This is a genomic window from Bacillus massilinigeriensis, assembly GCF_900117315.1.
GTDB classification, from domain to species: Bacteria; Bacillota; Bacilli; order Bacillales; family Cytobacillaceae; genus Bacillus_BE; species Bacillus_BE massilionigeriensis.
Genome location: NZ_LT630337.1, coordinates 1,142,562 through 1,166,933, shown reverse-complemented (window position 1 = coordinate 1,166,933; position 24,372 = coordinate 1,142,562). Strand labels below are relative to the sequence as shown.

General features: G+C 34.1%; 21 protein-coding genes. 14 read left to right on the top strand and 7 right to left on the bottom strand.

Translation table 11 applies throughout. The annotated features are described in order from the left end of the window. Positions 1-44 precede the first annotated feature (44 nt). The 3 genes from BQ6100_RS05905 (at position 45) to BQ6100_RS05895 (ending at position 1,980) form a co-directional block, all read left to right on the top strand. Complete coding sequence (locus BQ6100_RS05905; protein ID WP_075980783.1) at positions 45-920, top strand: MerR family transcriptional regulator; 876 nt, start codon at positions 45-47, stop codon at positions 918-920. Between the two features lie 177 nt (positions 921-1,097). Next, positions 1,098-1,349, top strand: coding sequence for a hypothetical protein (locus BQ6100_RS05900; RefSeq protein ID WP_075980782.1), 252 nt, complete (start codon positions 1,098-1,100; stop codon positions 1,347-1,349). A 427-nt stretch (positions 1,350-1,776) separates the two neighbouring features. After that, entirely contained in the window at positions 1,777-1,980 is a 204-nt protein-coding gene (locus tag BQ6100_RS05895) for a zinc ribbon domain-containing protein (protein ID WP_075980781.1), read from the top strand. 147 nt (positions 1,981-2,127) lie between these two features. Here the strand turns inward: BQ6100_RS05895 and BQ6100_RS05890 are convergent, their stop codons facing one another. The 4 genes from BQ6100_RS05890 to BQ6100_RS05875 form a co-directional block, all read right to left on the bottom strand. Next, positions 2,128-3,042: a class I SAM-dependent methyltransferase gene (locus tag BQ6100_RS05890; RefSeq protein WP_075980780.1), complete on the bottom strand. Its 915-nt coding sequence runs from the start codon at positions 3,040-3,042 to the stop codon at positions 2,128-2,130. Between the two features lie 250 nt (positions 3,043-3,292). Further along, positions 3,293-3,520, bottom strand: coding sequence for a hypothetical protein (locus BQ6100_RS05885; RefSeq protein ID WP_075980779.1), 228 nt, complete (start codon positions 3,518-3,520; stop codon positions 3,293-3,295). Between the two features lie 236 nt (positions 3,521-3,756). Continuing rightward, positions 3,757-4,596, bottom strand: a complete 840-nt coding sequence (locus BQ6100_RS05880) for a DUF1129 domain-containing protein (protein WP_235816495.1) — start codon at positions 4,594-4,596, stop codon at positions 3,757-3,759. Then, complete coding sequence (locus BQ6100_RS05875) at positions 4,593-4,919, bottom strand: PadR family transcriptional regulator (protein WP_075980777.1); 327 nt, start codon at positions 4,917-4,919, stop codon at positions 4,593-4,595. The genes BQ6100_RS05880 and BQ6100_RS05875 overlap by 4 nt, the downstream gene beginning before the upstream one ends. Positions 4,920-5,343: 424 nt before the next feature. Between BQ6100_RS05875 and BQ6100_RS05870 the strand changes: the two genes are divergently transcribed. From BQ6100_RS05870 to BQ6100_RS05840, 7 genes are all read left to right on the top strand, one after another. Then, entirely contained in the window at positions 5,344-5,796 is a 453-nt protein-coding gene (locus BQ6100_RS05870; protein ID WP_075980776.1) for a MarR family winged helix-turn-helix transcriptional regulator, read from the top strand. Positions 5,797-5,822: 26 nt separating this feature from the next. Beyond that, the gene (locus tag BQ6100_RS05865; RefSeq protein WP_075980775.1) at positions 5,823-6,338 is read left to right on the top strand and encodes a GNAT family N-acetyltransferase; all 516 of its coding nucleotides are present in this window, start codon (positions 5,823-5,825) and stop codon (positions 6,336-6,338) included. 641 nt (positions 6,339-6,979) lie between these two features. Next, positions 6,980-7,240: a hypothetical protein gene (locus tag BQ6100_RS05860; RefSeq protein ID WP_075980774.1), complete on the top strand. Its 261-nt coding sequence runs from the start codon at positions 6,980-6,982 to the stop codon at positions 7,238-7,240. A 122-nt stretch (positions 7,241-7,362) separates the two neighbouring features. Then, complete coding sequence (locus tag BQ6100_RS05855) at positions 7,363-7,674, top strand: UPF0175 family protein (protein WP_235816572.1); 312 nt, start codon at positions 7,363-7,365, stop codon at positions 7,672-7,674. After that, entirely contained in the window at positions 7,640-8,152 is a 513-nt protein-coding gene (locus BQ6100_RS05850; protein ID WP_235816494.1) for a DUF3368 domain-containing protein, read from the top strand. Before BQ6100_RS05855 ends, BQ6100_RS05850 begins: the two co-directional genes overlap by 35 nt. 529 nt (positions 8,153-8,681) lie before the next feature. Next, positions 8,682-10,361, top strand: a complete 1,680-nt coding sequence (locus BQ6100_RS05845; protein ID WP_075980771.1) for an SWIM zinc finger family protein — start codon at positions 8,682-8,684, stop codon at positions 10,359-10,361. Positions 10,362-10,683: 322 nt separating this feature from the next. Then, positions 10,684-11,109 (top strand): hypothetical protein, encoded by a 426-nt coding sequence (locus tag BQ6100_RS05840; RefSeq protein ID WP_075980770.1) that lies wholly within the window; start codon positions 10,684-10,686, stop codon positions 11,107-11,109. 115 nt (positions 11,110-11,224) lie between these two features. On the opposite strand, the gene BQ6100_RS05835 is transcribed toward BQ6100_RS05840, so the two are convergent. Continuing rightward, positions 11,225-12,460 (bottom strand): IS110 family RNA-guided transposase, encoded by a 1,236-nt coding sequence (locus tag BQ6100_RS05835; protein ID WP_075980186.1) that lies wholly within the window; start codon positions 12,458-12,460, stop codon positions 11,225-11,227. A gap of 380 nt (positions 12,461-12,840) precedes the next feature. On the opposite strand from BQ6100_RS05835, the gene BQ6100_RS05830 reads away from it, so the two are divergent. The 3 genes from BQ6100_RS05830 (at position 12,841) to BQ6100_RS05820 (ending at position 17,976) form a co-directional block, all read left to right on the top strand. Then, positions 12,841-14,679, top strand: a complete 1,839-nt coding sequence (locus BQ6100_RS05830; RefSeq protein WP_075980769.1) for a site-specific DNA-methyltransferase — start codon at positions 12,841-12,843, stop codon at positions 14,677-14,679. Positions 14,680-14,682: 3 nt separating this feature from the next. Further along, positions 14,683-17,640, top strand: a complete 2,958-nt coding sequence (locus tag BQ6100_RS05825; protein WP_075980768.1) for a type III restriction-modification system endonuclease — start codon at positions 14,683-14,685, stop codon at positions 17,638-17,640. Positions 17,641-17,748: 108 nt separating this feature from the next. Beyond that, complete coding sequence (locus BQ6100_RS05820; RefSeq protein WP_075980767.1) at positions 17,749-17,976, top strand: YdbC family protein; 228 nt, start codon at positions 17,749-17,751, stop codon at positions 17,974-17,976. Between the two features lie 27 nt (positions 17,977-18,003). Here BQ6100_RS05820 and BQ6100_RS05815 read toward each other — a convergent pair whose 3' ends face one another. Then, the gene (locus BQ6100_RS05815) at positions 18,004-20,388 is read right to left on the bottom strand and encodes an AAA domain-containing protein (protein ID WP_075980766.1); all 2,385 of its coding nucleotides are present in this window, start codon (positions 20,386-20,388) and stop codon (positions 18,004-18,006) included. Between the two features lie 133 nt (positions 20,389-20,521). Continuing rightward, positions 20,522-22,039, bottom strand: a complete 1,518-nt coding sequence (locus tag BQ6100_RS22110; protein ID WP_452082091.1) for an AAA domain-containing protein — start codon at positions 22,037-22,039, stop codon at positions 20,522-20,524. A 1,286-nt stretch (positions 22,040-23,325) separates the two neighbouring features. Between BQ6100_RS22110 and BQ6100_RS21910 the strand changes: the two genes are divergently transcribed. Continuing rightward, positions 23,326-24,372: a DEAD/DEAH box helicase family protein gene (locus tag BQ6100_RS21910; protein WP_315970010.1), complete on the top strand. Its 1,047-nt coding sequence runs from the start codon at positions 23,326-23,328 to the stop codon at positions 24,370-24,372.

Here is a 24,372-nt window from a genome sequence, read left to right as displayed (position 1 = left end):
TATCCCCTTGGGTGTTAGCTTACGTTAGTTCTGAGGTGACAAATATGTTAATAAACGAAACTAGTAAAGCAACAAATTTAACTAAAAAAGCAATTGAGTATTACACCGAACAAAAATTAATTTTCCCTACTATTTTAGAAAATGGGTATCGAGATTTTAGCCCAGAAGATATTGTACGTCTACAAAAGATTTCTGTATTACGAAAACTTGGACTAAGTATAGGGAAAGTAAAAGCTGCGCTCGATGATGAAACTAGTGAAACACTACATAAATTATCCATTCAAAAGGAATTAAGTATTCAAAAAGAACAGGCAAAAAAAGAAATTCTCGATAAGCTCAGTTGTGGTAAGGGCTTTGTTGAAATAAGTGAGGATTTAAAAGCAATTGAGCAAAATGCGACAGTAGCTGAAAAACTTTTAGATGCCTTTCCGGGTTATTATGGAAGATTCATTTGCCTTCATTTTTCCCGGTTTTTGAACGAACCAATATTAACAACTGAGCAGCAATGGGCATATGAGGAAATCATAGATTTTTTAGATCATGCACCTTCCCTTCATTTTCCTGATGAATTACGTGCATATTTTGAGGAAAATACAAAACAAATCAGCGCACAAAATATGAACGAGATTATTGAAAGCACAAGGCAATCTGTAGAAGATCCTGAAAAGTTTTTATCTGAAAACAAGGCTCTTCTAGAGCAATATTTAGAATATATTCAATCCGATGAATACAAGAATTCTCAGGCGTATAAAATGCAAGCTTTGCTTAAGGATTTCAACAAGATGAGCGGATACTACGATAGACTCATTCCAGCCATGAAGAAGTTAAGTGTTTCTTACGCAGAGTATTCTAAGCAAATGGAATGCGCAAACGAAAAGATGCTTACTCAGTATCCTGAGCTGGAAAAGTTTTCGAACTAAAAGAGCCATTTTTTTCATTAACAAACAGGAGCAGTTCTTCAAGAGTGAAGGATTGCTTTTTTGCTTTTACTAGATTAAGGGCAGTTTACTTTGATAAAACTTATATATTACGAAAAAAAGTTACCCTCTAGGCATAATAATATTGGTGTAACCAATTGTGATTGGGGGATTTAATAGGTGAACTGGGGACATATTCGAGAAAAAGGGAAAAAAAGATTTATTTTACTATCTGGATTGGTCTTATCTATGCCGCTGGCTCTTGACTACTATATTATTAGGTTTCTTATTAGCTCATTTAAAATGGATTTTTCCGTTAATGAAATGTTGATTGTTTGGATTATTTGTTTGTTATTGGGGTTAACATGGTCTTTTTATATTTGGGGTAGAATGGAAAGGGATTGGCTTAGAGATCATTCTGTTTTTAAGTAACGGGGATATATTTCATTAAAATGGATAAAATCTTGTAATTTTTGAAGAAAAATTGAATTGTTCTATCCTTGAATGTAAAGGGAAGCGGGAGCACAGTAGGGGAAAAACTGATTTGGGGCCTCAGAAAATTGGATATCCACGATTATTTCAATATATCCGCGATAATTTCAATATATCCGCGATTTTGCCCGATATATCCGAGATAATTTCAATATATCCGCGATGGGCTATTCCTAATGTGGTAGCCATTAAAACACAGAAACAAAGATGAAAAACTCCCCCATGCTTTACTATCCTTGAGCGTGAAATAGCAGATGGAAGCAAAGAACCGTCCCCACGCTTCCACCCACGCTTCCATGAAACCTTTTTCAGGCCCTTTACGTATTAAAGAATAATCAAAATATGATTTTTAGGAAGGGGAATAACGATGTCTGAAAAAGGCTGTATAAAATGTGGAAGTAAGGATGCTGGAAAAAAGGAAGTGGCTATGACGGGAACTGGTTTATCTAAAATGTTTGATGTTCAACGGAATGAGTTCATTGTAGTTTATTGTAAGAAATGCGGCTATTCTGAGTTCTATAATAAGCAATCTTCTACCGCTTCAAATATTTTGGATTTATTCTTTGGGTGATTGAAGCAAATAGGTATTTTGAACAAAGAAGGAGATTGGCCGAGCATAATAAAGGCGGGGTGCCTGTCACCCTGCCTTTACTTTTCTTCGTCGGAAGCAAAGAACCGTCCCCACGCTTCGTCGGAAGCAGAGAACCGTCCCCATGCTTCATTGTTTCACTGCGTGGATAAAGTGAATGGTCTCGAAGGCAGATAAGTAATCTGTCCTATCTTTAAAATAAAGCTCATTTATCTTGGCTGGTGATAAATGTTCATAAATGAGTAAGCCTGATTTTTCTAGCATCTTCTCCATTTCAAGATAGGTGAAACAAGATTTCATTGGTTCTCCACTGGCTGAGACCATTTTGACCATATTTTCAACTCTATTAGATAATCCTTTTTCCACAAAGAGGTTTTCGTCTGCATAATCCAATACAATCGAGCTACCTGATGGGAGGTTAGCAAATATATGATTGATTAAGTTTGCTATTTGCTCCTTAGTTAAATAATAGGAAACACCCAAAAGGCTAAAAAAGGTTTTTTGGTGATCAAACCCTTCATCTATTAAATCTTGTTGAGTAAAATTAGTGGTAAAATCCATGGGAACGAAATGAAGATTATTCGGAATATAAAAATTAGCTTGATTTAATTTTTTCCTTTTAAAATCTTGTGTAGTTGGATAATCAACTTCAAATATTTCTAAGCTATGCTCCATTTCAGAATGACGGAAACCGAAAGTATCTAAGCCAGCTCCGAGGATGACATACTGTTTTAATCCTAGCTTTACTTCATTAAGCAATACTTGTTCGCAATAGGCAGAACGTGCTAAGGGAGTTGGAGAAAGCTGGACTTGTGTAATCCATTTTAAAATTTCATCCGGGTTATCTTTAAACATTTCTCCGATATTCTTGTTGAAAAATTGTATTCCACCAATCATATTCCTGCTGATCATTGAAAACTCTTCTTTTGACAGTAAATCCTTTGCAATAAAATCATCAAATATCTTTGGTGTGTCATATTGACTGTGATAGGCTCGACCAAAAGCCGATACCAAGGAAGTTAAACTGGACTCCTTTTTTTTCATACCATTTCTCTCCCATATAAAAAAATAAGGTTCCCCTGGCCAGGAGAACCTTATTATATACGTTATAATTTTAATTGTAAATTATAGCATAAATAAAAATTTTTGTCAACTTTTTTGTATTTGAAAAGGAAAATAGTCTTTCAATAATAGAGCAAGGGAAGGGTTGATACATGGTTAATGTGGCATAATTTCCGCCTGGACCTTATTTGTCATGTTTTGTAGTTTACTTTTGTTACATCAGATTTACTACTCAAGGCATCATTTGATTGAATAGGAATAGTTGATAAAACACAGGTACTACTAAAGCTAGAAAAAGACAAATGACTGCAAAAAGTTTTGTTTGTTTTATCAGACGGTGATCTTCCTGTTTTAGGTGCTCAAAGTATGTCAGAGTAAAATAAAGGCATCCGGCCAACATAATTGTTGAGAATATCCCTAATCCAATTCCCATTGACCCCGTTAATCCTAGTTGGTTCATTTCCAAAACACTCCCCTCTATAAATCCAATATAAAACGGATTCTCTCTATTTATTATTCTACCAACTATTTAGCAATCCTGCTTTATTAACATGATGAAGTGAAAAGCACTACACTTCATCTTTATTAAATGAATGTTAAGTGGTTGGGCCATTTTCGGTCTTCAATCAAAAGCATTTTTTATATTGTGGTCACGTTTGGAAGCAAAGAACCGTCCCCGCGCTTCCAAGGCGGCCCCTATGCTTCTTTCCTATGGAGCAACCATTCGACTAGTCCAAAGAGAGCAATGGGCAGAATGATGACAAGGACGATAAATGTTGGGTTTTGACCGCCTTGAAAAATATCCTTTGTTTGTGGAATTCTTACTAATAATCCAAAGATACCTAGACTGACTACAAAAGCAAGACCTCCATAGAATTCTCTTTTCTTTTTGAATAAAACATAGGTAATTGCCATGATTAAAATAACAAGAATGGCCATCCAATCATATGGGGAACCAATTTTTACTATCCCTTGTTTCGGTGCATAAAACTGGATGAGGATAAATAAGCCAAATGATATCATCAGCAAGAGCCACAAGACGAAAAATTCAATGATTTTGGGAAATTGTTTTTTTATATAAATACTTAGATGTAACAATTTAAAGATGCCGTAAACCAATGCAATAGATAGAATCCCATTTAATAATAGAGCAAATACATTGACTTGCAAGGTTGGTGCAGTAAAGCTTCCGGAGATGGTGAAAAAAGAACTAATTAAAAATAACATTCCGCTCATCTTAAAAATGGATTTCCACGAAGGTTGATCAAATTCCTTTGTTAGTTGATCGACGATTTCTTTTGGATTTTTACCAAAATACTCTTCCGCAGTTTCACCATTCTTTTGAGCTTCTAAAATATCTTGCAGGATTGTCATTAAATGGCGTTCAGTTTCTAATTCCTCATAGAAAAATCCAAACGTTCTCATATACACAAGAATATCTTCATAGTACGACTTATTTTCTGGGGTTAGCTGTTCTCGTAGCATGTTATTTTGTTCAATTAATTGTTCCGCAGTATTTGTTTTCAACCCACTCACTCTCCGTTCTTTTCCAAAATATTATTCACTTTTACAATCAACGAGCTCCATTGTTCTTTAAAAGCGTCTAACTGTTGTTCTCCTTCAGGCGTAATAAAGAGGTATTTTCGATTCGGTCCATCAGGTGAAGCGAGCTCCGTGCTTTTGATTAACCCTTGTTTTTCTAACTTTTGCATGAGAGGATAAACGGTCCCGCCTACCATTGAAGTAAACCCATAATCTCGCAATATTTGCACAAGCTCATATCCGTATACACGTTGTTCCTTAATAATAGATAACACGCAACCTTCAAGCACGCCTTTTAATAATTGCGTCTCCTTCATTTACCCACCTCACTAGTTTGCATTGCATAATAGTTAAATTCATTGTAGTATACGCTAGCTAGTTTGTAAAGCATACTAGTAAAATTTGGACATATGCCTATTGATAAGTTTTTTATGAAGCCGTTTCTTTCCTATGTATGAATGCGTTTGTTTCGTATGTAGTTATGAAATGAAGATTTGTTAAAAAAGGAAAGGGTGAAATGGTTTGGGAGAAGGTTGTGAAATAGGTTAGGCAGTCTGGATGGTGGTCCGGGCTGTTTTTTACGGGAATAATACATATAAGTTGTTACAAATTGCTGTGACCCCGACTACATAGAGAATAAGTGGAATAAATATTGTTGCATTTGCAATAAAAATAGATTAAATTAAATATACGCTTCTTTTTGTTGCGTTTACAATAAAAATTCGTATAAAGGAGTTAAATATGAAGGATATTCTTCGTGAAATTGGAATGATCGCAAGGGCATTAGATTCAATAAGTAATATAGAATTTAGAGAATATCAACTTACTAAGGGGCAGTATTTGTACCTTGTGCGAATATGCGAGAATCCAGGAATTATTCAAGAAAAGCTAGCTGAGATGATAAAAGTTGATCGAACCACAGCATCTCGCGCAATAAAAAAACTTGAAATAAATGGCCTGATTCAAAAGAAAGACGATCCGCATAACAAAAAAATAAAAAAGCTGTTTCCAACTGAGAAAGGGAAAGACGTTTATCCATTTATCAAGCGGGAAAATGATTATTCAAATCTTGTAGCTTTATCAGGACTTTCGGAGTCGGAGTCAGAGAACCTATTCCATCTTCTTCAAAGAGTAAGAAAAAATATAGAAACTGACTGGGAATTTGTAAAAAAGGGAAATAAAAGAACCTACTGATTATTCGAATGGAGCTGTATATTAAAATGACGATAAAAGTAATAAAATGCACCCAAGAAGATTTGCAAACACTTCAAGAAATAAGTATAGAAACATTCACCGAAACATTTAAAGATCAGAATTCATCCGAACACTTAAATGCCTATCTGGAAGGGGCTTTTAATTTAAAACAATTAGAAGGGGAACTATCCAATAAATGTTCTCAATTCTTTTTTGTTTATCTTAATAATGAAATTGCGGGGTATTTAAAGGTCAATATCAATGACGCCCAAACGGAAGAAATGGGTGATGAAACACTTGAAGTCGAAAGGATTTATATCAAAAGCAAATTTCAAAAAAATGGACTTGGTAAAGTTCTGATAAATAAAGCGATAGAAACTGCCGTAGAAAGTGGCAAAAGGAAAATTTGGCTTGGCGTATGGGAGGAAAATAATAAAGCAATCGCCTTTTATAAAAATATGGGGTTTGTTCAGGAAGGAACTCATTCTTTTTTTATGGGGGAGGATGAGCAGGTGGATTATATTATGGTGAAAACACTTTGAATATCTTTTGGAGGAGAGAATTAAAAGTCAGAAGTTAAATTATCAGAGTTGGCATATATTAATTTTTTCATGGTGACCTTAATAAAACTGTTGTCTTATCAAAAAAGATAAAAAGTATGAACAATCTATTGAATGCAGGCAATACTAGTTTATGAGCAGATTTTTTGGCAAAAAATATAATGTTTGTAGGTTATAGGTTAAGAGACATAAATTTCAGGGAATGTATACTAAACAAAAGATGACTTGGATGGACAATTGCAGCAAAATCAATAAATGTATGATTTCGTAGAGGTATAGTAATGAATTGCAATCTGTGAGTGACATATTTGGAATTTTATTAAAAAACCTATTGAAAGGAATACATTCTCTTGAGAGGGTCGGTTCGATCCTGACCACCGGTATCTTTAGGTGAAAATGAGTTTAATTAAGGAACGATAAAACACTCACAAATGTTGATATATCAATGTTTGTGAGTGTTTTTGTTTTTTTGGAAATACAGATGAATAAGGTGGGTTTTGAAATCATTTTACACAAATTTTACACAGGCGAAATTAGTAATACTTAATAGCGTATTGGTTTTACGAAGGTATAAAATATTAAGTAGGTAAGGTTGGAATAACTATTAATGGGGAGTTTTATGAGTGAGAAGTAAGAAACAAGGCCATTTCTGCAAAGGATGTGGGGATTTTCTGTCTAATGAAAAATTTAGCGGTAGAGGTCACCGTGAACATCTTTGTAAAGAGTGTAAAAAAGCAGGTATAGTAAGAAATACTAAGTCAAATTCCAATTATGATCGGGATTTTCATCGTCTATCTAATATAGATAGTATTTTAGTCCAAGCTGAAATCCGACCTGAAATACCATTCGGAGATGTTATTTCAACTAAATGGGTCTTATTTTGAACATGGTTAATTGTTTTTTTGTAACTTTATGACTTTTACGAATAGATTTCTTCTGTTAGTATTCATTAATTGTTATAATGTAATGAAAGAAAGAGTTTAAAGGGAGGAATGTACCATTGGCTATGGATGAATCAAAAGCAAAAGTTGGAATTAATCCTGGATTCATACCTTTTCTAAAAGGGGCACATGTAAATTCAATTGATGAAGATGTTAATATTTCACTAGCCTTGTATTTGTTTACTGCGAGAAAAATAACACTTGCACGAGCAGCTGAACTGGGTGGTAAAAGCATATCAGATTTTATTCAAATCTTAATTAATCATAATATTCATTGGGCAGAGTATACAGAGGAACATAAAAAGCAAGATGATGAAACGATTGATTTTATTCTAAAAGAAGATGGTAAAGGAAAACAAGATGAAAGCGATATGTAATACTAGTCCTATTATTGGGCTATCTATCATTGGTCGTCTTGATCTTCTGTGGGAACTGTTTGATATTTATATTCCACAAGAAGTATATAATGAAGTTGTGAAACAAGGTAGTGAACAAGCAATCGGGAAACAAGAATTAAGAGATGCTGTGGCTAAGGGGTTAATAAAAGTCCATGAAGTAAAAGATCAAGGTTTTGTAGTAAAGTCTTATGGACGTTTGCATAAAGGAGAGCTAGAAGTAATCGTTGGAGCCAAGGAACTAGGTGTGAGTATTGTTATTATTGATGAAAAGTCTGCAAGGAATTTTGCTGAAACATTGATGCTAAAACCATTAGGTCTTTTCGGTATTTTAAAACTTGCGAAACAAAAAGAAATGATTAATGAAATTAAACCACTGATAGAAGTGTTAGTTTCGAAAAAGTTTCGGATATCTGAAAAGCTAATTAGCCAGTTACTAATGGAAGTTGGAGAATATTAAATGGTCATCACACAGAAATGTCAGCAGCATATAATTTACTGGTGAAATTCAAATAACTGTTATCCTGGTCCAGCTAAAGTTAACTGGGCTTATTTTGTTGTAAATATAAATTCAGGAAGTTAAGTTTGTGAACAGTTACACTTAAAGTAACCAATTATAATAATAAGACTATTACGAAGCGACTTAGAACTTCTATCTACTTATAAAAAAGTAACTTACCCTGGCCGTAAAGTAATGTGAGTTACTTATTTCTTGCAAGTATTAAATTAGCCACCAGCACCGCGAATAACTGATGCTGACGTCGATGTTCGTGCATCGGAACCTTCATATATCATAAACCACAACGATCTTAACTTCTAATAAGCCTGTAAATTTTCATAGGTATCAATTGTCTTTTCTCATCTCTTCCCACAGTTCCTTAATTACATGGGTACTTTGGTGCCTGTGAACTCTTTAATGATAAACGATGGTTCAAAGAGTTCAAAGAGTTGAAAGAAACGAAATAAATCTTCACTAGGAGTGTAATGAGATGCATTTATCAAATTTTGAAAATTACTTTCAGGAGCATATTCTTGGGCGTGGCCTGGATTATTATCACAGTAAATTGATTACTAGTCTTGAAACAGATGATGGACATCATTACGTCGCAGGCGTCGACGGAACGGAAATGTATAATGTACATGTGGTTATAAGTGAGAATGAGGATGTAACTGAAATTTCGTGCGACTGTCCTTACGACTACGATCAATTATGCAAACATATGGCAGCAGTCCTTTTTGCTATTCGCGAGCAGAAGGGTGTTCCTATACCAGGGGAAATAAAGCAGGACTTACCCTCACTGCTACAAAGTCTAGATAAAGAGGAACTTATACGTATCCTCCTTGAAATCGCGGATGAACGCCCGGATATTGAAAAAAGGCTATTATTTACCTATTCAAAAAGTGAAAATGAACTTTTATCGAGTGATCGATTAATTAAAGAATATATACGTCGAGCTAGTAGAAAGGGCTATATCGAATGGAATCAGGTTGATTACGCCCTTGAGGGGGCTGAGATGGTCTTGGAAAAAGCCCGAACGAAAGCGGATGAAGGAAATTACAAAACAGCTGTTTTATTAGGAATAACCGTCTTAGCGAATGCGGTTGAAATATTAGAATACGCAGATGATTCAAGTGGTTCAATTGGAATGATCATATCTTGGAGTATTGAAACGATTGATCGGGCTATTTGTGAGGGAATGGATGAATTCCCATTACATGAAAAAGCAGAGCTTTTTGAGACGCTGATTAAAGAAGCTATGAACGAAAGATATGACGATTGGTGTGAGTGGCGTATTGATTTATTAAGGGTTTGTGTGCACTTTTGTGCAGCAGAGGAATTGCGCAGTACATTAGAAGACCGGTTATCAAGAATGATGAAAACCGTATCTACAGATTCTTGGCGTTCGAGTTATGAAATAATTGAATTGAAAAAACTTCAGCTAAAGATAATTGAAAACTTTGATGAGGATGAAAAAGCGGAACGATTTATTGAAGAAAATATTGTTCACCCCTATTTTCGTGAACAGGCAATCACAAAAGCAATGCAAAAAGGAGAATATAACAAAGCCATTCAGCTTGCATTAGATGGGGAAAGAGAGGCAGCAAATCAGTGGAATGGATCTGTTAAAAAGTTTAAAGAATATCGTTATCAAGCGTATAAACTGATGGGTGACATTGATAAACAAAAAAGACTAGCACTAGAGTTTTTACAACACGACGATTTTAACTATTATGCAGAATTAAAAGGACTTTACTCACCGGATGAATGGCAAGTAAAATTAAAAAATATAATTGCCTGGTTCCAAAGCCAAAAGAATCGTTCTTACACATACCTTTCTATTATAAAAGAAGAAAATTTAACGGAGCATATTCTTGAATATTGTAAAGCCAAGGCATCCACGATCACAGAACTTTATCCCTATTTAGAAGAAAGATACCCTGATGAGGTGAACAATCTTTTTATTGAATATATCCGAAAGGAAGCAGAATCTGCTTCTAATCGGAAGCAATATCAAAGCGTTGCTTCCATAATAAAACAATTTAGAAAGGCTTGTAGTCTAGGACAGCCAACTGACATCATTGATGAGCTAAAACTAAAAAATAAAAGGCGTCCGGCATTTATAGATGAACTGGAAAAAGTGAGTTTCGCTTTTGCTAGAAAAAGATAATCTGTTTGAACAATGCTGCAATAGTGAATAAAGATTTGAGGTTATTAGTAATGGGGAAGAAGAAGGAAAATAAGAACAAGAATTTGGGACCGCGGCGCAAACGAATGAATCGAAAAGGCAGTCTGCAGAGTGCCAAGGGACAATCATACTTATTTCTCCCTCATCTACTTTATCAACTATATTCCTGAATGAATATGCTTAATAGCGTATTGGTTTACGAAGGTGATAAAATATTAATTAGGTAAGGTTTGAATAACTATTAATGGGGAGTTTTATGAGTGACAAGTAAGAAACAAGGCCATTTCTGCAAAGGATGTGGGGATTGGATTTTCTGCCTAATGAAAAATTTAGTGGTAGAGGTCACCGTGAACATCTTTGTAAAGAGTGTAAAAAAGCAGGTATAGTAATAAATACTAAGTCAAATTCCGATTATGATCGGGATTTTCATCGTTTATCTAAAGCTGTTAGAAACTGTATGATTATTTATATGGAGCATGAAAGTTACTTTTTATTTGAATATCAACTTTCCCGGTATATTATTGGAGGAGGAGATGAACTTAGCTCAGAAATCTATGTGTATCAGGGAGAAAAGGAGCAAAAATTCCTTGTATCAGAAAAACTACAAAAGAATGAAGCTGTAATGGACGTTTTATACAAAAAATACTACGATACAATGGATAGCAACCAAAGTTTTGATTATGAAGAATTGATATACGAGACCTGCGGTAATATGTCAACCAAAAGATAATTAGTATTTTGTTATCAAGAATCAAAATTTCAGAAAAAAGGCAGCACTAAACTAAACCAGTAATAGTTTGTTAATTACTGGAATTAGTGAAAAAGGATGAATTAACGCTTATGCGTCATTTATTCACGCTCCTTTTCGGCGTGTAAATTTGGTGATTGCGTAGTAGCGCATCTACCAAACGCACTAATTTTCTTGCAGTTAGAACGAGTGCTCTTTTGTGTTGATGTTTCGGTACTTCCTTGTACTTTTTCTCGTAGTACTCTTGGTACTCGGGTATATGCTTTCTTACTGAGTTGGCGGCTTCAACTAAGTAATATCTTAGATATTGGTTCCCGTTGCGAGAAAGGGAAGTATCATCTGCGGTAAAGCGTCCAGATTGGTGTTTTCGCCAGTAAAGGCCACCATATTTGGCTACTTTTGTTTCATCTTCAAAGCGTTCGATTTGGCCAATTTCAGCGATAATGCCAGCTGTGAAGACTGGTCCGATCCCAGGAATGGATAGAAGAGTCTGTCTCTCTTCTAGGCCAACCATGATGCGTTCAATTGCCTTTTCAATCTCCTTCACTTGTTTTTGAAGGGTTCGAATCACTTCAATGGATGTGCCAAGGAGAACGTCAATGGAATCTTCGACTACCTTGTCTAAGCGATAGGAAGAACGTACAGCTTTTTTTATGGATTTCGCCACGCACTCTGGGTCATTAAATCGATTTTTCCCTTTTTCCTGAAGAAAATGGGCTAAATCTTCTAATGGCATTTCTGCTAGTTCGTCTAGGCTGAACTTTTCGGAGAACATTTCCATCATGGCGTTTCCGAATACAGATGAATCCACTTCTAGTGAAAAGGTATTACACTTATAACTCAAATGTTGTAAGAAATGTTGTTTTTCTCTAGCCACTTGATGGATAAGTTGGTAACGTGAGCGAGTTAATTGTTGTAAAGCAATATACTGTTCTTCTTTCACCACGGACATGGAGTTACGTCCGAAACGAAGATAATCAGCAATAACGAACGCATCAATTTCATCCGTCTTATCCATATCGGAATAGCTTTTCTTAAAGTTAGCAATCTGTTTGGGATTCATGACAAACACTCGGGCTCCCAAAGCTTTAAGAGATTCATCGTTGTGTAGGAACATCGATGGATGAAAGCTATAGACGGACGTGGATTCCAGTCCAATTTTTAACGCTTGAATGGTTTGATTTTTGGTACATTCTAAAATACGATCTCGGAGTTCTGTTGCGCCAGGTAGATCGTTACAGACAGAAAAGGATTGAAGTTTCTCTCCTTCATCGCCCAAAATACAAACCTTAATATCAAAAGAACTAATGTCTAAGCCAACAAATAATTTCATGGGGTGTCCCCTCCTTTCAAATTAGAATCATAGGTACATTTCTAGGATGCCCTGAGATATCTCTAGTGTGAACGCCGACCAGCAACCTCGTGTATCAGAACTTGCCCTGGTTCGAAAGCCGCCCTAGAGCTACTACCATCTAGGTTCGAAGAACAGGGAGAACAGCCTGCGAGTAGGAAGCACCGCACGAACACTGAGAAACAGTCTTTAAATGTGGTTAAGCCCACAGGGGGATAAAGAATTGTCCCAAATGATCCTAATCTCATTATCTAGAAATATCTCGGGACACCCAAGAAATTTGATTTATTTTGTACAGGAAAAGTAGGGATTACGGTCCTCAAATAAAAGGGACTAAACATAATATACGAGGAGAATTAGAAGTGGAAAAGCTTGATGGAAAATCACTTGATCTTACAAAAGAAAATATCAATGCATTAAAGCAACTCTTCCCTGAAGTGGTAACAGAAGGGAAGATTGATTTTGAAAAGTTGAAGTTTGTTTTAGGAGAAGAAATTGAAACAAACAAAGAAAGATATGAATTCACATGGCATGGTAAAGCACAAAGCTTGAAATTAGCTCAAACACCTTCTACCGGAACATTACGACCAGATAAGGAATCAAGTAAGAACTGGGATACAACAGAAAATCTTTATATTGAAGGGGATAATTTAGAAGTCCTAAAGCTCCTTCAAAAATCGTATTTTGGTAAAGTGAAAATGATATACATAGATCCTCCGTACAATACTGGGCATGATTTTGTCTATAAAGATGATTTCAGAGATAATGTAAAAAATTATAAACAAATTACAAATCAAACTACAAAGTCGAATTCTGAAACAAACGGAAGATATCATACTGATTGGCTAAATATGATGTATCCACGATTAAAATTAGCAAGAAACTTATTAAGAGAAGATGGAGTAATTTTTATATCAATTGATAATAATGAAATCCATAATCTTAGAAAAGCATGTGATGAAATATTTGGACAAGAAAATTTTGTGGAGGAAATTATCTGGAAAAATAAATATGGTTCGGGTGCTAAAACTAAAGCGTTTATTGAAGTACATGAGTATATTCTCTGTTACAGTAAAACACCTATAAATAATATTACTTCAGAGTTAGGAGAAACTGAGAGAGCAAAATATGTAAAAAAGGATGAAAAATATGAACTAAGAGGTGGATATAGAACACAACCACTAATGACAAAAAGTTTAGGAGACAGGCCAAACTTAGTTTATCCAGTTTATTATAATGGAGTTGAAATTTGGCCTGAGAAGCAATGGGTTTGGTCAAAAGAAAGAATGGAAGCTGCTATCAAGGATAATCTGGTTGAATTTAAACAAAAAAATGATGGTACGTATACTATTGAGTCAAAAGCATATTTAAAAGATGTACACGGTAATATGAGAAGAGGTAAGCCCTTATCACTGTTAAACGGTCCATTTAATCAGGATGGCACATCAGAGATTAGAGAACTGTTTAATGGTCATTCACCATTTGATTTTGTAAAACCTTCAAAATTAATACGAGATCTACTTTCAAATGAGATAAATGATAAAGTTGATAAAGAATTTATAGTGGTAGATTTTTTCTCAGGTTCGTCAACAACAGCTCATGCTGTAATGAAATTAAATGCTGAGGATAATGGTAAACGAAAATTCATTATGATTCAGCTACCTGAATTAACAGATGAAAAATCTGAAGCATATAAAGCAGGTTACAAAAATATTTGCGAGATAGGGAAAGAACGTATACGCCGTGCAGGAGATAAAGTTGTAGCAGATACTGAAAAAACGGATTTGGATATTGGATTCAAAGTGTTTAAACTTGATTCTTCTAATGTGAAACTTTGGGATCCAGATAATGAAAATCTTGAACAAAATTTATTTGATTTACAAGATAATATTAAAAAGGACCGTTCAAAAGAAGATTTGTTGTTTGAAATTTTATTAAAAATAGGTGTTCCATTAACAACCCCAATTGAAGAAGTGAATGTAAACGGCAAGGTTATTTATAATGTTGGGTTTGGCTCTGTTCTTTTATGTTTAGAAGATGAAATTGAATTAGATACCGTGCGTGTATTAATTAAACTAAAACCAGAAGATTTTGATGTAAAGGTAATATTCAAAGAAACTGGTTTCCTAGATGATTCAGTGAAAACAAATGCTATTCAAACGTTGAAGAAAAACGGAATTACTGATGTAAGGAGTGTGTAAGAAATGAAGCTGCAATTTCAATCTGATTTATCTTATCAACTCCAAGCAATTGATTCAGTAGTCAATATTTTTCAAGGACAACCCATTCGTCAATCCAATTTCACAGTATCCTACGGTGAAGATGCAGGCCTTATTCAGACGGCATTAGGGATTGGCAATCGTTTAGAATTAACACCAGAGGAAATCTTGAAAAATGTCCAAGGGGTTCAAATTAAAAATGGACTACCTCGTAGTGAAAATTTAAAGGGTATGAACTTCACAATTGAAATGGAAACCGGGACAGGGAAAACCTATGTTTACTTACGGTCTATCTATGAATTACATCAAAAGTATGGCTTCACAAAATTTGTTGTGGTTGTTCCATCGGTTGCTATCCGTGAAGGGGTATATAAATCACTACAAATTACAGAACAACATCTAAAAAGACTTTATGATAACCAAACTTTAGAATACTTTATTTATGATTCGGACAAGTTAGATCGAGTTCGTAGCTTTGCGACAGCAACAACGATTCAAGTAATGATTATCAATATTGACGCATTCCGTAAAAGTTTTGAAGACCCTGAAAAAGAAGATAAGGCAAATGTCATTCACCGTCCAAATGACCGGTTAAATGGATATAAACCGATAGAGTTCATTCAGCAGACGAATCCAATTGTAATCATCGATGAGCCACAAAGCGTTGATACAACGGATAAATCTAAAGAGGCAATAGCTTCATTAAATCCTTTATGTACATTACGCTATTCAGCAACTCATGTTGATAAATATAATATGATATACCGTCTTGATGCGGTAGATGCTTATAACGAAAGATTAGTTAAAAAGATTGAAGTTATGTCCATTCGTTCCCAAGAGTCATTTAATCAACCATACATTAAATTGGTAGAGGTAAAAGAAAGAAAAGCAAAAGTAGAACTTGATGTAGAAACGAAAGGAAAAGTAAAACGTACGACAAAAACTGTAAAGTATGGAGACGACTTGTTTGATATTTCAGGAGACCGCGAATTATATCGAAATCATATAATCGAACAAATTGATTGGACAGAGGGTAATGAATCCATTGAGGTTGGTGGACACTTATTAAGAATTGGAGATGCTATTGGCGATATTGATGATGATACGATAAAAAGATATCAAATCCACCAAACAATAGAAGAGCATTTAGATAAAGAATTACGATTAAATCCCCGTGGCATCAAAGTATTAAGTTTATTTTTTATTGATAAGGTAGCCAATTATCGAGATTATGACAAAGATGGTAATCCGATAAAAGGGAAATATGCTTTAATGTTTGAAGAGGAATACAAAAAACTTATTAAGAAACCAAAATATAATACTTTATTTAAAGAGATTGATGTTGATATCGATGTTGAAAGAATCCATAATGGATATTTTGCTCAAGATAAGAAGGGTAAATTAAAAGATACAAAAGGGAATACGCAAGCTGATACAGATATTTACAGCTTAATCATGAAAGATAAAGAGAAATTATTGAGTTTTGATGAACCGCTTCGGTTTATATTTTCACACTCAGCTTTACGTGAAGGCTGGGATAATCCAAATGTATTCCAAATTTGTACGTTAAAGGATTCTGGTGGAACATATGTTAGTCGCAGACAGGAAATTGGTCGTGGATTACGTCTTTCTGTAAATCAAAATGGTGAACGTGAATCTGATTACAGTGTCAATACGCTAACCGTTATGGCGAATGAATCGTATGAGGAATTTGTAACCAATCTGCAAAATGAAATTGAAGAGGAATCAGGTATTACATTTGGTAAAATTGAAAAACATACCTTTGCGAAGTTAGCGTATATAAATAAAGAAACTGATGAAGCTATTCAGTTAGGTTACGATTTGTCGAAAAAACTATATGAAGATTTTAAAGCGAAAGACTATATTAATGAAAAAGATAAGGCTACAACTCTTTTAAAAGAAGCAATTGAGAACTATGACGTAGATATTCCTGAAGAATTTCAACCATGGAATAAAGCAATTATGATTGAATTAAAACGGATTACAGAGCGTCTTCCAATTAAAGATGGTTCGAAAAAGAAAAAAGTAAAATTAAATAAAGCAGTTATCGATAGCAAAGAATTCATTGAATTGTGGGATAAAATTAAATATAAAACTGTTTACTCCATTCAATTTGATAGTGAGGAATTAATAAAAAAAGCAGTCGATAGCATTCAAGAAATGAAAAAAATCGAAAAGGTACGGGTAATTAGCCGGAAAGATGCTATTTCTTCAATGGATCGGTTAACAGGTTTAGAGACTGTAACAGTAAAAGAAGGAGTCGAAGATTATGTATCTATTCAGCACACCTTACCTGACGTGATAACGGAACTACAAAATCGAACAAATTTAACTCGTAAAACAATTGTCCAAATCCTAACGAATAGTAAACGATTAGACGACTTTAAAAATAATCCACAAAAGTTTATTGATGAAGTTTCGAAAATAATCTTGCGGGAAATGAAGTTTATTCTTCAGGATGGCATTAAATATTACAAAATGGATGATGAGTTTTATGCAGTTGAGTTATTCCAAAACCAAGAATTACTGGCATATTTAAATGATAATGCCGTTGAAAGTACAAAATCTCCATATGATCATGTTATATACGATTCAGATATTGAGGAAAGCTTTGCAAAACGATTTGAATCAGATGAAAATGTCAAAGTGTATGTCAAGCTTCCAAACTGGTTTAAAATCGATACCCCTGTTGGTAGCTATAACCCAGACTGGGCTGCTGTTATTAACAAAGATGGTGTTGAAAAGCTTTATTTTGTAATCGAAACAAAAGGAACAGATATTTTTGGATTCTTACGTCCAGAAGAGCAATCGAAAATCTCGTTTGCTCGAAAACATTTTGAAGCTATTAATACGAATGTAGCATTTGAAGGCCCAGAAAGTGATGTAGGAGACTTCTTATTAAGAGTTTCTTCAAGGAGCTAATCTTAAAGAGGATGATAGTGAATGGTCTACTATCATCCTTTAATAGCTACCTAATAATATAAGAAAAAAATAGAAAGGAATTATGAAAAATTAAAGGAAGTGATAAATATGGCTGAAATCAAATTTGAAATTTTTGAAACTCTTGCTGTACTCTCAGAAGGCAATAAAGGATGGAAAAAAGAGCTTAACTTAATGAGCTGGAATGGGAGAGAACCTAAGTATGATATTAGGGACTGGGCAGAAGAACACCAAAAGATGGGCAAGGGGATTACACTTTCACTTTCGGAGCTTCAAAATTTAAAAGAGATTCTTAATAAAATGCCAGAATTAGATTGAAAAGGGAGCCCCCGCTTTGGCTCCCTTTTAATTTTTTTCCTTTTCAGGTTTTATTTTTGCAAACCATGACGGCTTGTAATGAGTTAAGCTATGTCCCTTTTCTACATAGCGGAAGATGACTTTCATTTTTTTAAATACTTCTACAAAAGGACGAAGTTCTTCTCCACCAACCAGCCAAACTGTTTCAGATATATATCGATGATCGATTACTTTAAATCCTTTATTTTTTAATTCCTTCAACAATTGAGATTGAGAAAGCTTTTTAATTTCACGAGTTTCATCTGTAGGGTTTGTTTTATTTAATGTTTCTGCAGGTGTTTTTAAAGCAACCTTTTTTTCTAACACTTGTACAGTTTTCTTTGTTGATACAGATTCTTTGCTTTGGTCATTAATATTTAAGTTCGAAATCTTGTCACTTTTTATATCAGAAACAGTATAACTATTGAGTGAAGCCAGTTCTTCATCGTCCAGACTTAGGCTTGGATGACTACTAGTTGAATCAACTTTGTAATTTACTTCGTTTAATTCCTCATCTTTCTGCCATTCCAGATATGGTTGTATATCCATTTCTTTCAGCTTGGCCCAAAGACTTTCCATTGCATTTTTAGGGTTATAGTAGTAAGTACTGCCTAAAACGCGCCAGAAGGTCCATCCAGCTCTTTGTAATACTCGTTCCCTTTGGAAGTCACGTTCACGGTCTTCAGGAGAAGTGTGCCAGTAATCTCCATCGCATTCCACTGCTAATTTAGTTTTTTCGCCTACAACAACTATGTCAATTCTATACCCTGCGACTTCATATTGTGGAATTACTCTATATCCTTTACCTGTAATTTGATCGAAGACATTTCTTTCAAATTCACTTTCACATTTTAAACGATTTGACTCTGTTTCTTCTCTTAAAGGATTTGCAATATAGGATAATAGTTGATATCGCATGCAATCTTTATTAGTAATATCATTTACGGTGATTGAGTGCATCAACCATAATTGATCCTTTGCACGGCTGACGGCAACATTGAATCTTTGTCGGGCTTTGTCATCAGTTAGTGGAGTAATTCGTTTTTCACCCTTAGCGGCGACCATCGATAGAAAGATAATATCCCTCTCATCACCTTGGAAGCTGTATGCATCGCCACAGATTATCTTTCTTTCTTCCATAATTTCTGCACCTAGTATATTAAGCAACTTATCCTGAATTAGTTTAGATTGTGCAGAACCTTGTAAAGAAATGATACCAATTGTTTTCCCGTCATATTTTTTGTCAAATACACATTCTTTAATTTGTTCAACAATGGCATTTGCTTCCACTTCGTTAGTTGCATTTTGGGAAGATCCGACACGTACACCTTCAGGCAAATAAACAGTTTTAATTGGCTCTAATCGATTTGCTGGGTATTGTCTTAAAGGAATAAGTGGTTTATCCTGATACGAAATCGAATTCGAAAACCCGATAATTTCTGGCATACACCTAAAGTGTTCACGCAGCGTTATCGTTTCTTTAAACATGATATAGCAAATATCAAAGAAGGAGTTCTTTAAGTTTAAATCCGTACCGAATTCAAAGTTTATATCCGAAAAATACTTATGTTGTAATTTTGTAATGTCATTTTCATTAACACCGATAATAGTTGGGCTAATCTGTTTATCATCTCCAACAATAATCATTTTCTTTGCTATATATTGTAATAGTATGGCATCATGCCACGATTGACTCGCCTCATCTATAATAACAACATCAAATAGGTTTGGCTTAATTTTAAAATTATCAAATACCTGATTTAATGGCATAATCCAAGCAGGAATGGCATCAATACAATATTCCATATGTTTTTGGGCTTCTTCACGATACTTTGGTGCATTTTTTCCGGTCATTTTCCCCATATTTTTAACGGATTTTGCCCATGCCTTTAAATGCATATTTTGTGAATCAGTCATGGATTGGAGCATATTAATCCAAGCTTTCGTTGTTCCGATATTTATAATTGCCTGTTTAATTTGTTTTTCTGTGTCATCGAATTTCTTTGACAAATCACTTTCGTTTCGCGAAGAAAAGTCATCGAGCCAACGTTTTACTTGTTGCCATTGAAATGCCTTTTCCCATGATTTTAATCTTTGTTCCCAAACAGGGTTAGTATAAGTTTCGCTAAGTGATTTCGCTAAAGTGGTTGAGTCTTTCAATAGATGTGAATAAATAGTATCTACTTTTTCATCACGGCTTTTAACTTCTTGAAAATAGCTGTATAGTTTGTGTTGTTGTTTAAATTTATTAGAATCTCGATTTTGGACACTGTTTAATAATCCAACATATAATGGATGTGTTTTTTCTGTAATAGCTCCTTTTAAAGTATCAATCATTTGGTCAAGTATAGATTTGTTGGTTTGAATAGCTTTTTTTAATTCGGTGTTTGTCAATATAGTTGTCGCATTTAGCTACTTTAGTATTTTAATAGAATTTTCTCAATGCCCTAGCTTAGTCAAGGCTACCGCGCTGCGCTTGCTGACCTGGTGATTTGAATCGAAAGGAAAAGCGTGCTTTCGATTCAAATCACNATTCAATAATTGTTATGTTTTCAATTAGCTTTTTGATCATTTCATCGTTAAAAGAATCTTTAGATAAAAACGAAAAGATATTCAGCAAGTCTTCTCGCCAGTCATGGATGTTTAAAGCCATTGTTAATTGCTCAATGACTTGTTCGCTTTCACCTAGAGCAGTGATCGGATTTACGAAGCTTGATAAAAATGTCGGGATAATTATTTCTTTCAACTGTTCTTTAGCAATGCGTAGTTGGGTGTATGAATGTAATAATACCACGTGTTCTTTATCTTTTATAAACTGACCATTATATTTCACTTGTTTTAGTTGTTTTTTATATTGACTGACAACCTTGGGCTTAATCAGGAAATTCCCTAAGTCACCACCGTTTTGTATATGAGCATATAAATCTTCTGTCATTTTTTTCAAAATAGCAGATGATAGATTCCCTGTTTCAAATAATTCTTCATCTACCTTGTCTTTATGAACTTTTATGGTTTTAATTAACGCTTTTGCTCTAGTGTTCATTTCTAGCCAAATATGACCTCTGTTGCTGAAAATATCATTTAAAACTGTAGTTAACACAGGATATGCACTAAACAAAAGTTGATGTTTTAAAACATCTAATTTTTGTAATTTATCTTGAAGCAAAGTACGGTCATCACTTGATAATTCTATTAACAGGTTTTGATGCTCTTCACTTTCTTTGAATTTTAATAATTCGTATTCAGATAATAATTGGAGGTCTCTTTCAATAGCTGAAAGAATAAAATTAAAATCAATATCTTTAGGAATAGTAGGATATTCATATTGCTCATACTCTTTAGACACATCGGAATACATACTTTTCAGACTTATGTATTCTGATACACATTGTTTCTCCTGATCGCAGAAAGAACTAGGAGTCTGTATTGTTACATTAGAAGTGTACCAATCAAAAAATGATTTATCTTTATATATTTTGTCTGCGACTTGGGAGGCAGTACCTTTATAAGTTGGATTGAAATCATGTACATAAGTTTCGCTTTCACGAATCTCAAATAACTCGGTTTTGGTTTTATTTAACTGCTGCTTGAGATGAGAAAGTCTAGATTCTTCCTTTTCTACAAATGCAGATTGTTCCCTAAGACTAAGTCTCTCCTTATTAAGTGAGATTGTGCCAACTACTTTTTCTAAATCTTTAATGGAAGCGGAATCGCCACCAAGGAGACTAACAGTTAGGTCTTGTAACTGTTCAGGCAGCTTGCTTTTTACTACGTTTAATGCTTTTGCAGTTTGACTGGTAATTAACACACGCTGACCAGTTGCAAGTAAATGTGAAGTTAAGTTTGCAATGGTATGAGTTTTCCCTGTACCGGGAGGTCCTTGTACTAGGACACTATCCTTACTATTTAAAGTGGAAATAATTCGTCTTTGTTCCTCATTAGCAGAAAGAGGAAAGTAAAATTCATGTTTCACACTATTTGTTTTGTTATTATCTTCAGCAGTAGTGTTAGTATAATTATCAGATTGGATTTCTTTCCGAAACATATTAGCTAGATTTACTGGTATATCAGAATCGTTTGCAATATTTTCGAGTTGCTCAACTGCAGTTTCACAAGCCTTTTTAAAACTTTTCTGTGTTTTTTTGCGTAGGATGAACCCAGGACTTAACGATATAGTTGGAGCATGTTTTTTTTGTATAGTAGGAATATCAAGTGTATCAATATACGTCCCTTGAGAATCAATTGCATTCGAGATATTATTTAAAATTGTTTCCAATTGTGGTAATAAATCGTTTTCGGGATCTAATTCACTTAATAAATTCTGTACTTCTTTAGTGTCATCACCTTGTAATCTGTTTTCGACTAGTAGCATATCTTCTTCGTATTCAAATGTTTTTCCCTTTGAAGTTGACGTAATGGTGAATTCTGCTCTATCTTTATCAAAAAATAACTCTACAGCTGTTACGAGTACATGACGTTCGACAAGGTTACTCGTATCAGTTTTCCATTGTAATAATCCAATTCCTAAAACAAGCTCAAGAGATTCTGCATTAAGCTGCAAGTTTTGATAAATAGCAAATAGGTTATCATACAAATTTTGTATTTTTTTGACACGTTCGGATTCAGCTACAAATGGATCCCATTTTTCTGTTATAAAATTATCGATATTATTTTGAGTTTCAGGTAGGTCCTTTAAAAAAACTTCAGTGAACTCAAGTTGTTCATCAATAATTTCTTCTTTATGTATTGATTCACGTACAGTTATTGTTAATTCATAGGTATCTATTACAACCCAATCACTTAACTCATTTGATAAGTTAGGCGCCTTTGGATGCTTTGGTTTTTTTACATATAACCAATCGTCTGATGAATTCCGAAAGGCATCAGAGGTTTCTGGCTCATTTGGAATATCTTTATGAACCCATAAAATATCCTCATAATTACGGTAACTTAATACTGGCTTTTGTCTTAGCTGCGATAGTTCGTTTATATATTGAATTAATCTGGAAACTTTTTCATTCAATGGGTAAGTTGACATATTTAACACCTCATGAATAGTGGTTATATAGTTTAGGTAATCCTTCCTATATTTTAACATAGAAATTACCTGAAACAGTCTATAATATAGTAGTAAATATATGGTATTTCTCGATTAAAATGCATTTTTCTTTTTTAATTCTAATAAGGCATTATTGTTCATTTCCTAAGTTTTACTGTAAAATTTAAGAAATAAAACTAATTAATTTTTTGTTTTAAATATCGCCAAATCATTTAAAAAAGGATTTGATTACTATAATCCTTTATTAATAATATGAAGGGAGTATATGTGAGATGGAAACGAAAGTCATTGATACGACTGGTTATTTCTATAGTGGGTTATCAACAAAGAATCGATATGATGAAAAAACAAAAAAATGTATAGAGAACACCGTAATGAACCTTTTAGATAAGGAAACTAGTTTAAATAGACCCGGCATGTTGCTTGAAAAGATTCAAAGTGGTAAAACAAGAACATTTATTGGAATAACAGCTTTGGCATTTGATAATGGTTATGATGTTGCTATTGTTTTAACAAAAGGAACAAGGGCATTAGCACAGCAAACATATGAACGTCTAAAATCCGAGTTTGATGAGTTTTACCGTAATGATGAAATACAAATACATGACATTATGAATCTACCGGATAATTTAAGTCAGTGGGAATTAGATCAAAAACTACTCCTAGTTGTTAAAAAGGAAACCAATAATTTAAAACGATTATTTCACGCTTTTTTTGAACAATATCCTTCTTTGTCTGAGAAAAAGGTTCTAATCATTGATGATGAAGCGGATTTCGCTAGCATAGGATTTTCCAAGACTAAACAAGAGATTATTGATATCAACGTCATTGCTGGTCAAATTGATGAAATTCGTAAAACCTTAGCTGAAAGCGATTTTCTACAAGTAACTGCAACACCATATTCATTGTATCTTCAACCGGATGATTTAAGAATTGAGGGATCAAACAAAACTTTTACACCAATTAGACCGGCATTCACAGAACTTGTCCCTGTACATAAAGGGTATATTGGCGGGGATTACTATTTTGAAGAAAGTGAAGATCAAAATACTGTTGCATCATATATTTATCAACCTATTTTAGAGGATGAATTATTAGTATTAAAAAAATCAGATCGTCGAAAATTTAAATTGGAAGAAGCATTAACAAGTCGCAAAATTGATACGATTCGTAGTGCCATTGTGAATTTTATTGTTGGTGGAGTTATTAGAAGGCTGCAGGAACAACATAAAGGTGAGAGATTAAAAAAATACAGCTTTATTGTACACACGGAGCAGGGAAAGGCTGCGCACGAATGGCAAGAAACGATTGTAAAATGA

Bases quoted from the DNA above. Each gene is read 5' to 3' on its own strand.
- BQ6100_RS05825 (WP_075980768.1), top strand. From the start codon at position 14,683: ATGAAGCTGCAATTTCAATCTGATTTATCTTATCAACTCCAAGCAATT.
- BQ6100_RS21910 (WP_315970010.1), top strand. From the start codon at position 23,326: ATGGAAACGAAAGTCATTGATACGACTGGTTATTTCTATAGTGGGTTA.
- BQ6100_RS05875 (WP_075980777.1), bottom strand. From the start codon at position 4,919: ATGAAGGAGACGCAATTATTAAAAGGCGTGCTTGAAGGTTGCGTGTTA.
- BQ6100_RS05855 (WP_235816572.1), top strand. From the start codon at position 7,363: ATGGATGAATCAAAAGCAAAAGTTGGAATTAATCCTGGATTCATACCT.
- BQ6100_RS05890 (WP_075980780.1), bottom strand. From the start codon at position 3,042: ATGAAAAAAAAGGAGTCCAGTTTAACTTCCTTGGTATCGGCTTTTGGT.
- BQ6100_RS05850 (WP_235816494.1), top strand. From the start codon at position 7,640: ATGGTAAAGGAAAACAAGATGAAAGCGATATGTAATACTAGTCCTATT.
- BQ6100_RS05905 (WP_075980783.1), top strand. From the start codon at position 45: ATGTTAATAAACGAAACTAGTAAAGCAACAAATTTAACTAAAAAAGCA.
- BQ6100_RS05845 (WP_075980771.1), top strand. From the start codon at position 8,682: ATGCATTTATCAAATTTTGAAAATTACTTTCAGGAGCATATTCTTGGG.
- BQ6100_RS05885 (WP_075980779.1), bottom strand. From the start codon at position 3,520: ATGAACCAACTAGGATTAACGGGGTCAATGGGAATTGGATTAGGGATA.
- BQ6100_RS05895 (WP_075980781.1), top strand. From the start codon at position 1,777: ATGTCTGAAAAAGGCTGTATAAAATGTGGAAGTAAGGATGCTGGAAAA.
- BQ6100_RS05870 (WP_075980776.1), top strand. From the start codon at position 5,344: ATGAAGGATATTCTTCGTGAAATTGGAATGATCGCAAGGGCATTAGAT.
- BQ6100_RS05835 (WP_075980186.1), bottom strand. From the start codon at position 12,460: ATGAAATTATTTGTTGGCTTAGACATTAGTTCTTTTGATATTAAGGTT.
- BQ6100_RS05820 (WP_075980767.1), top strand. From the start codon at position 17,749: ATGGCTGAAATCAAATTTGAAATTTTTGAAACTCTTGCTGTACTCTCA.
- BQ6100_RS05865 (WP_075980775.1), top strand. From the start codon at position 5,823: ATGACGATAAAAGTAATAAAATGCACCCAAGAAGATTTGCAAACACTT.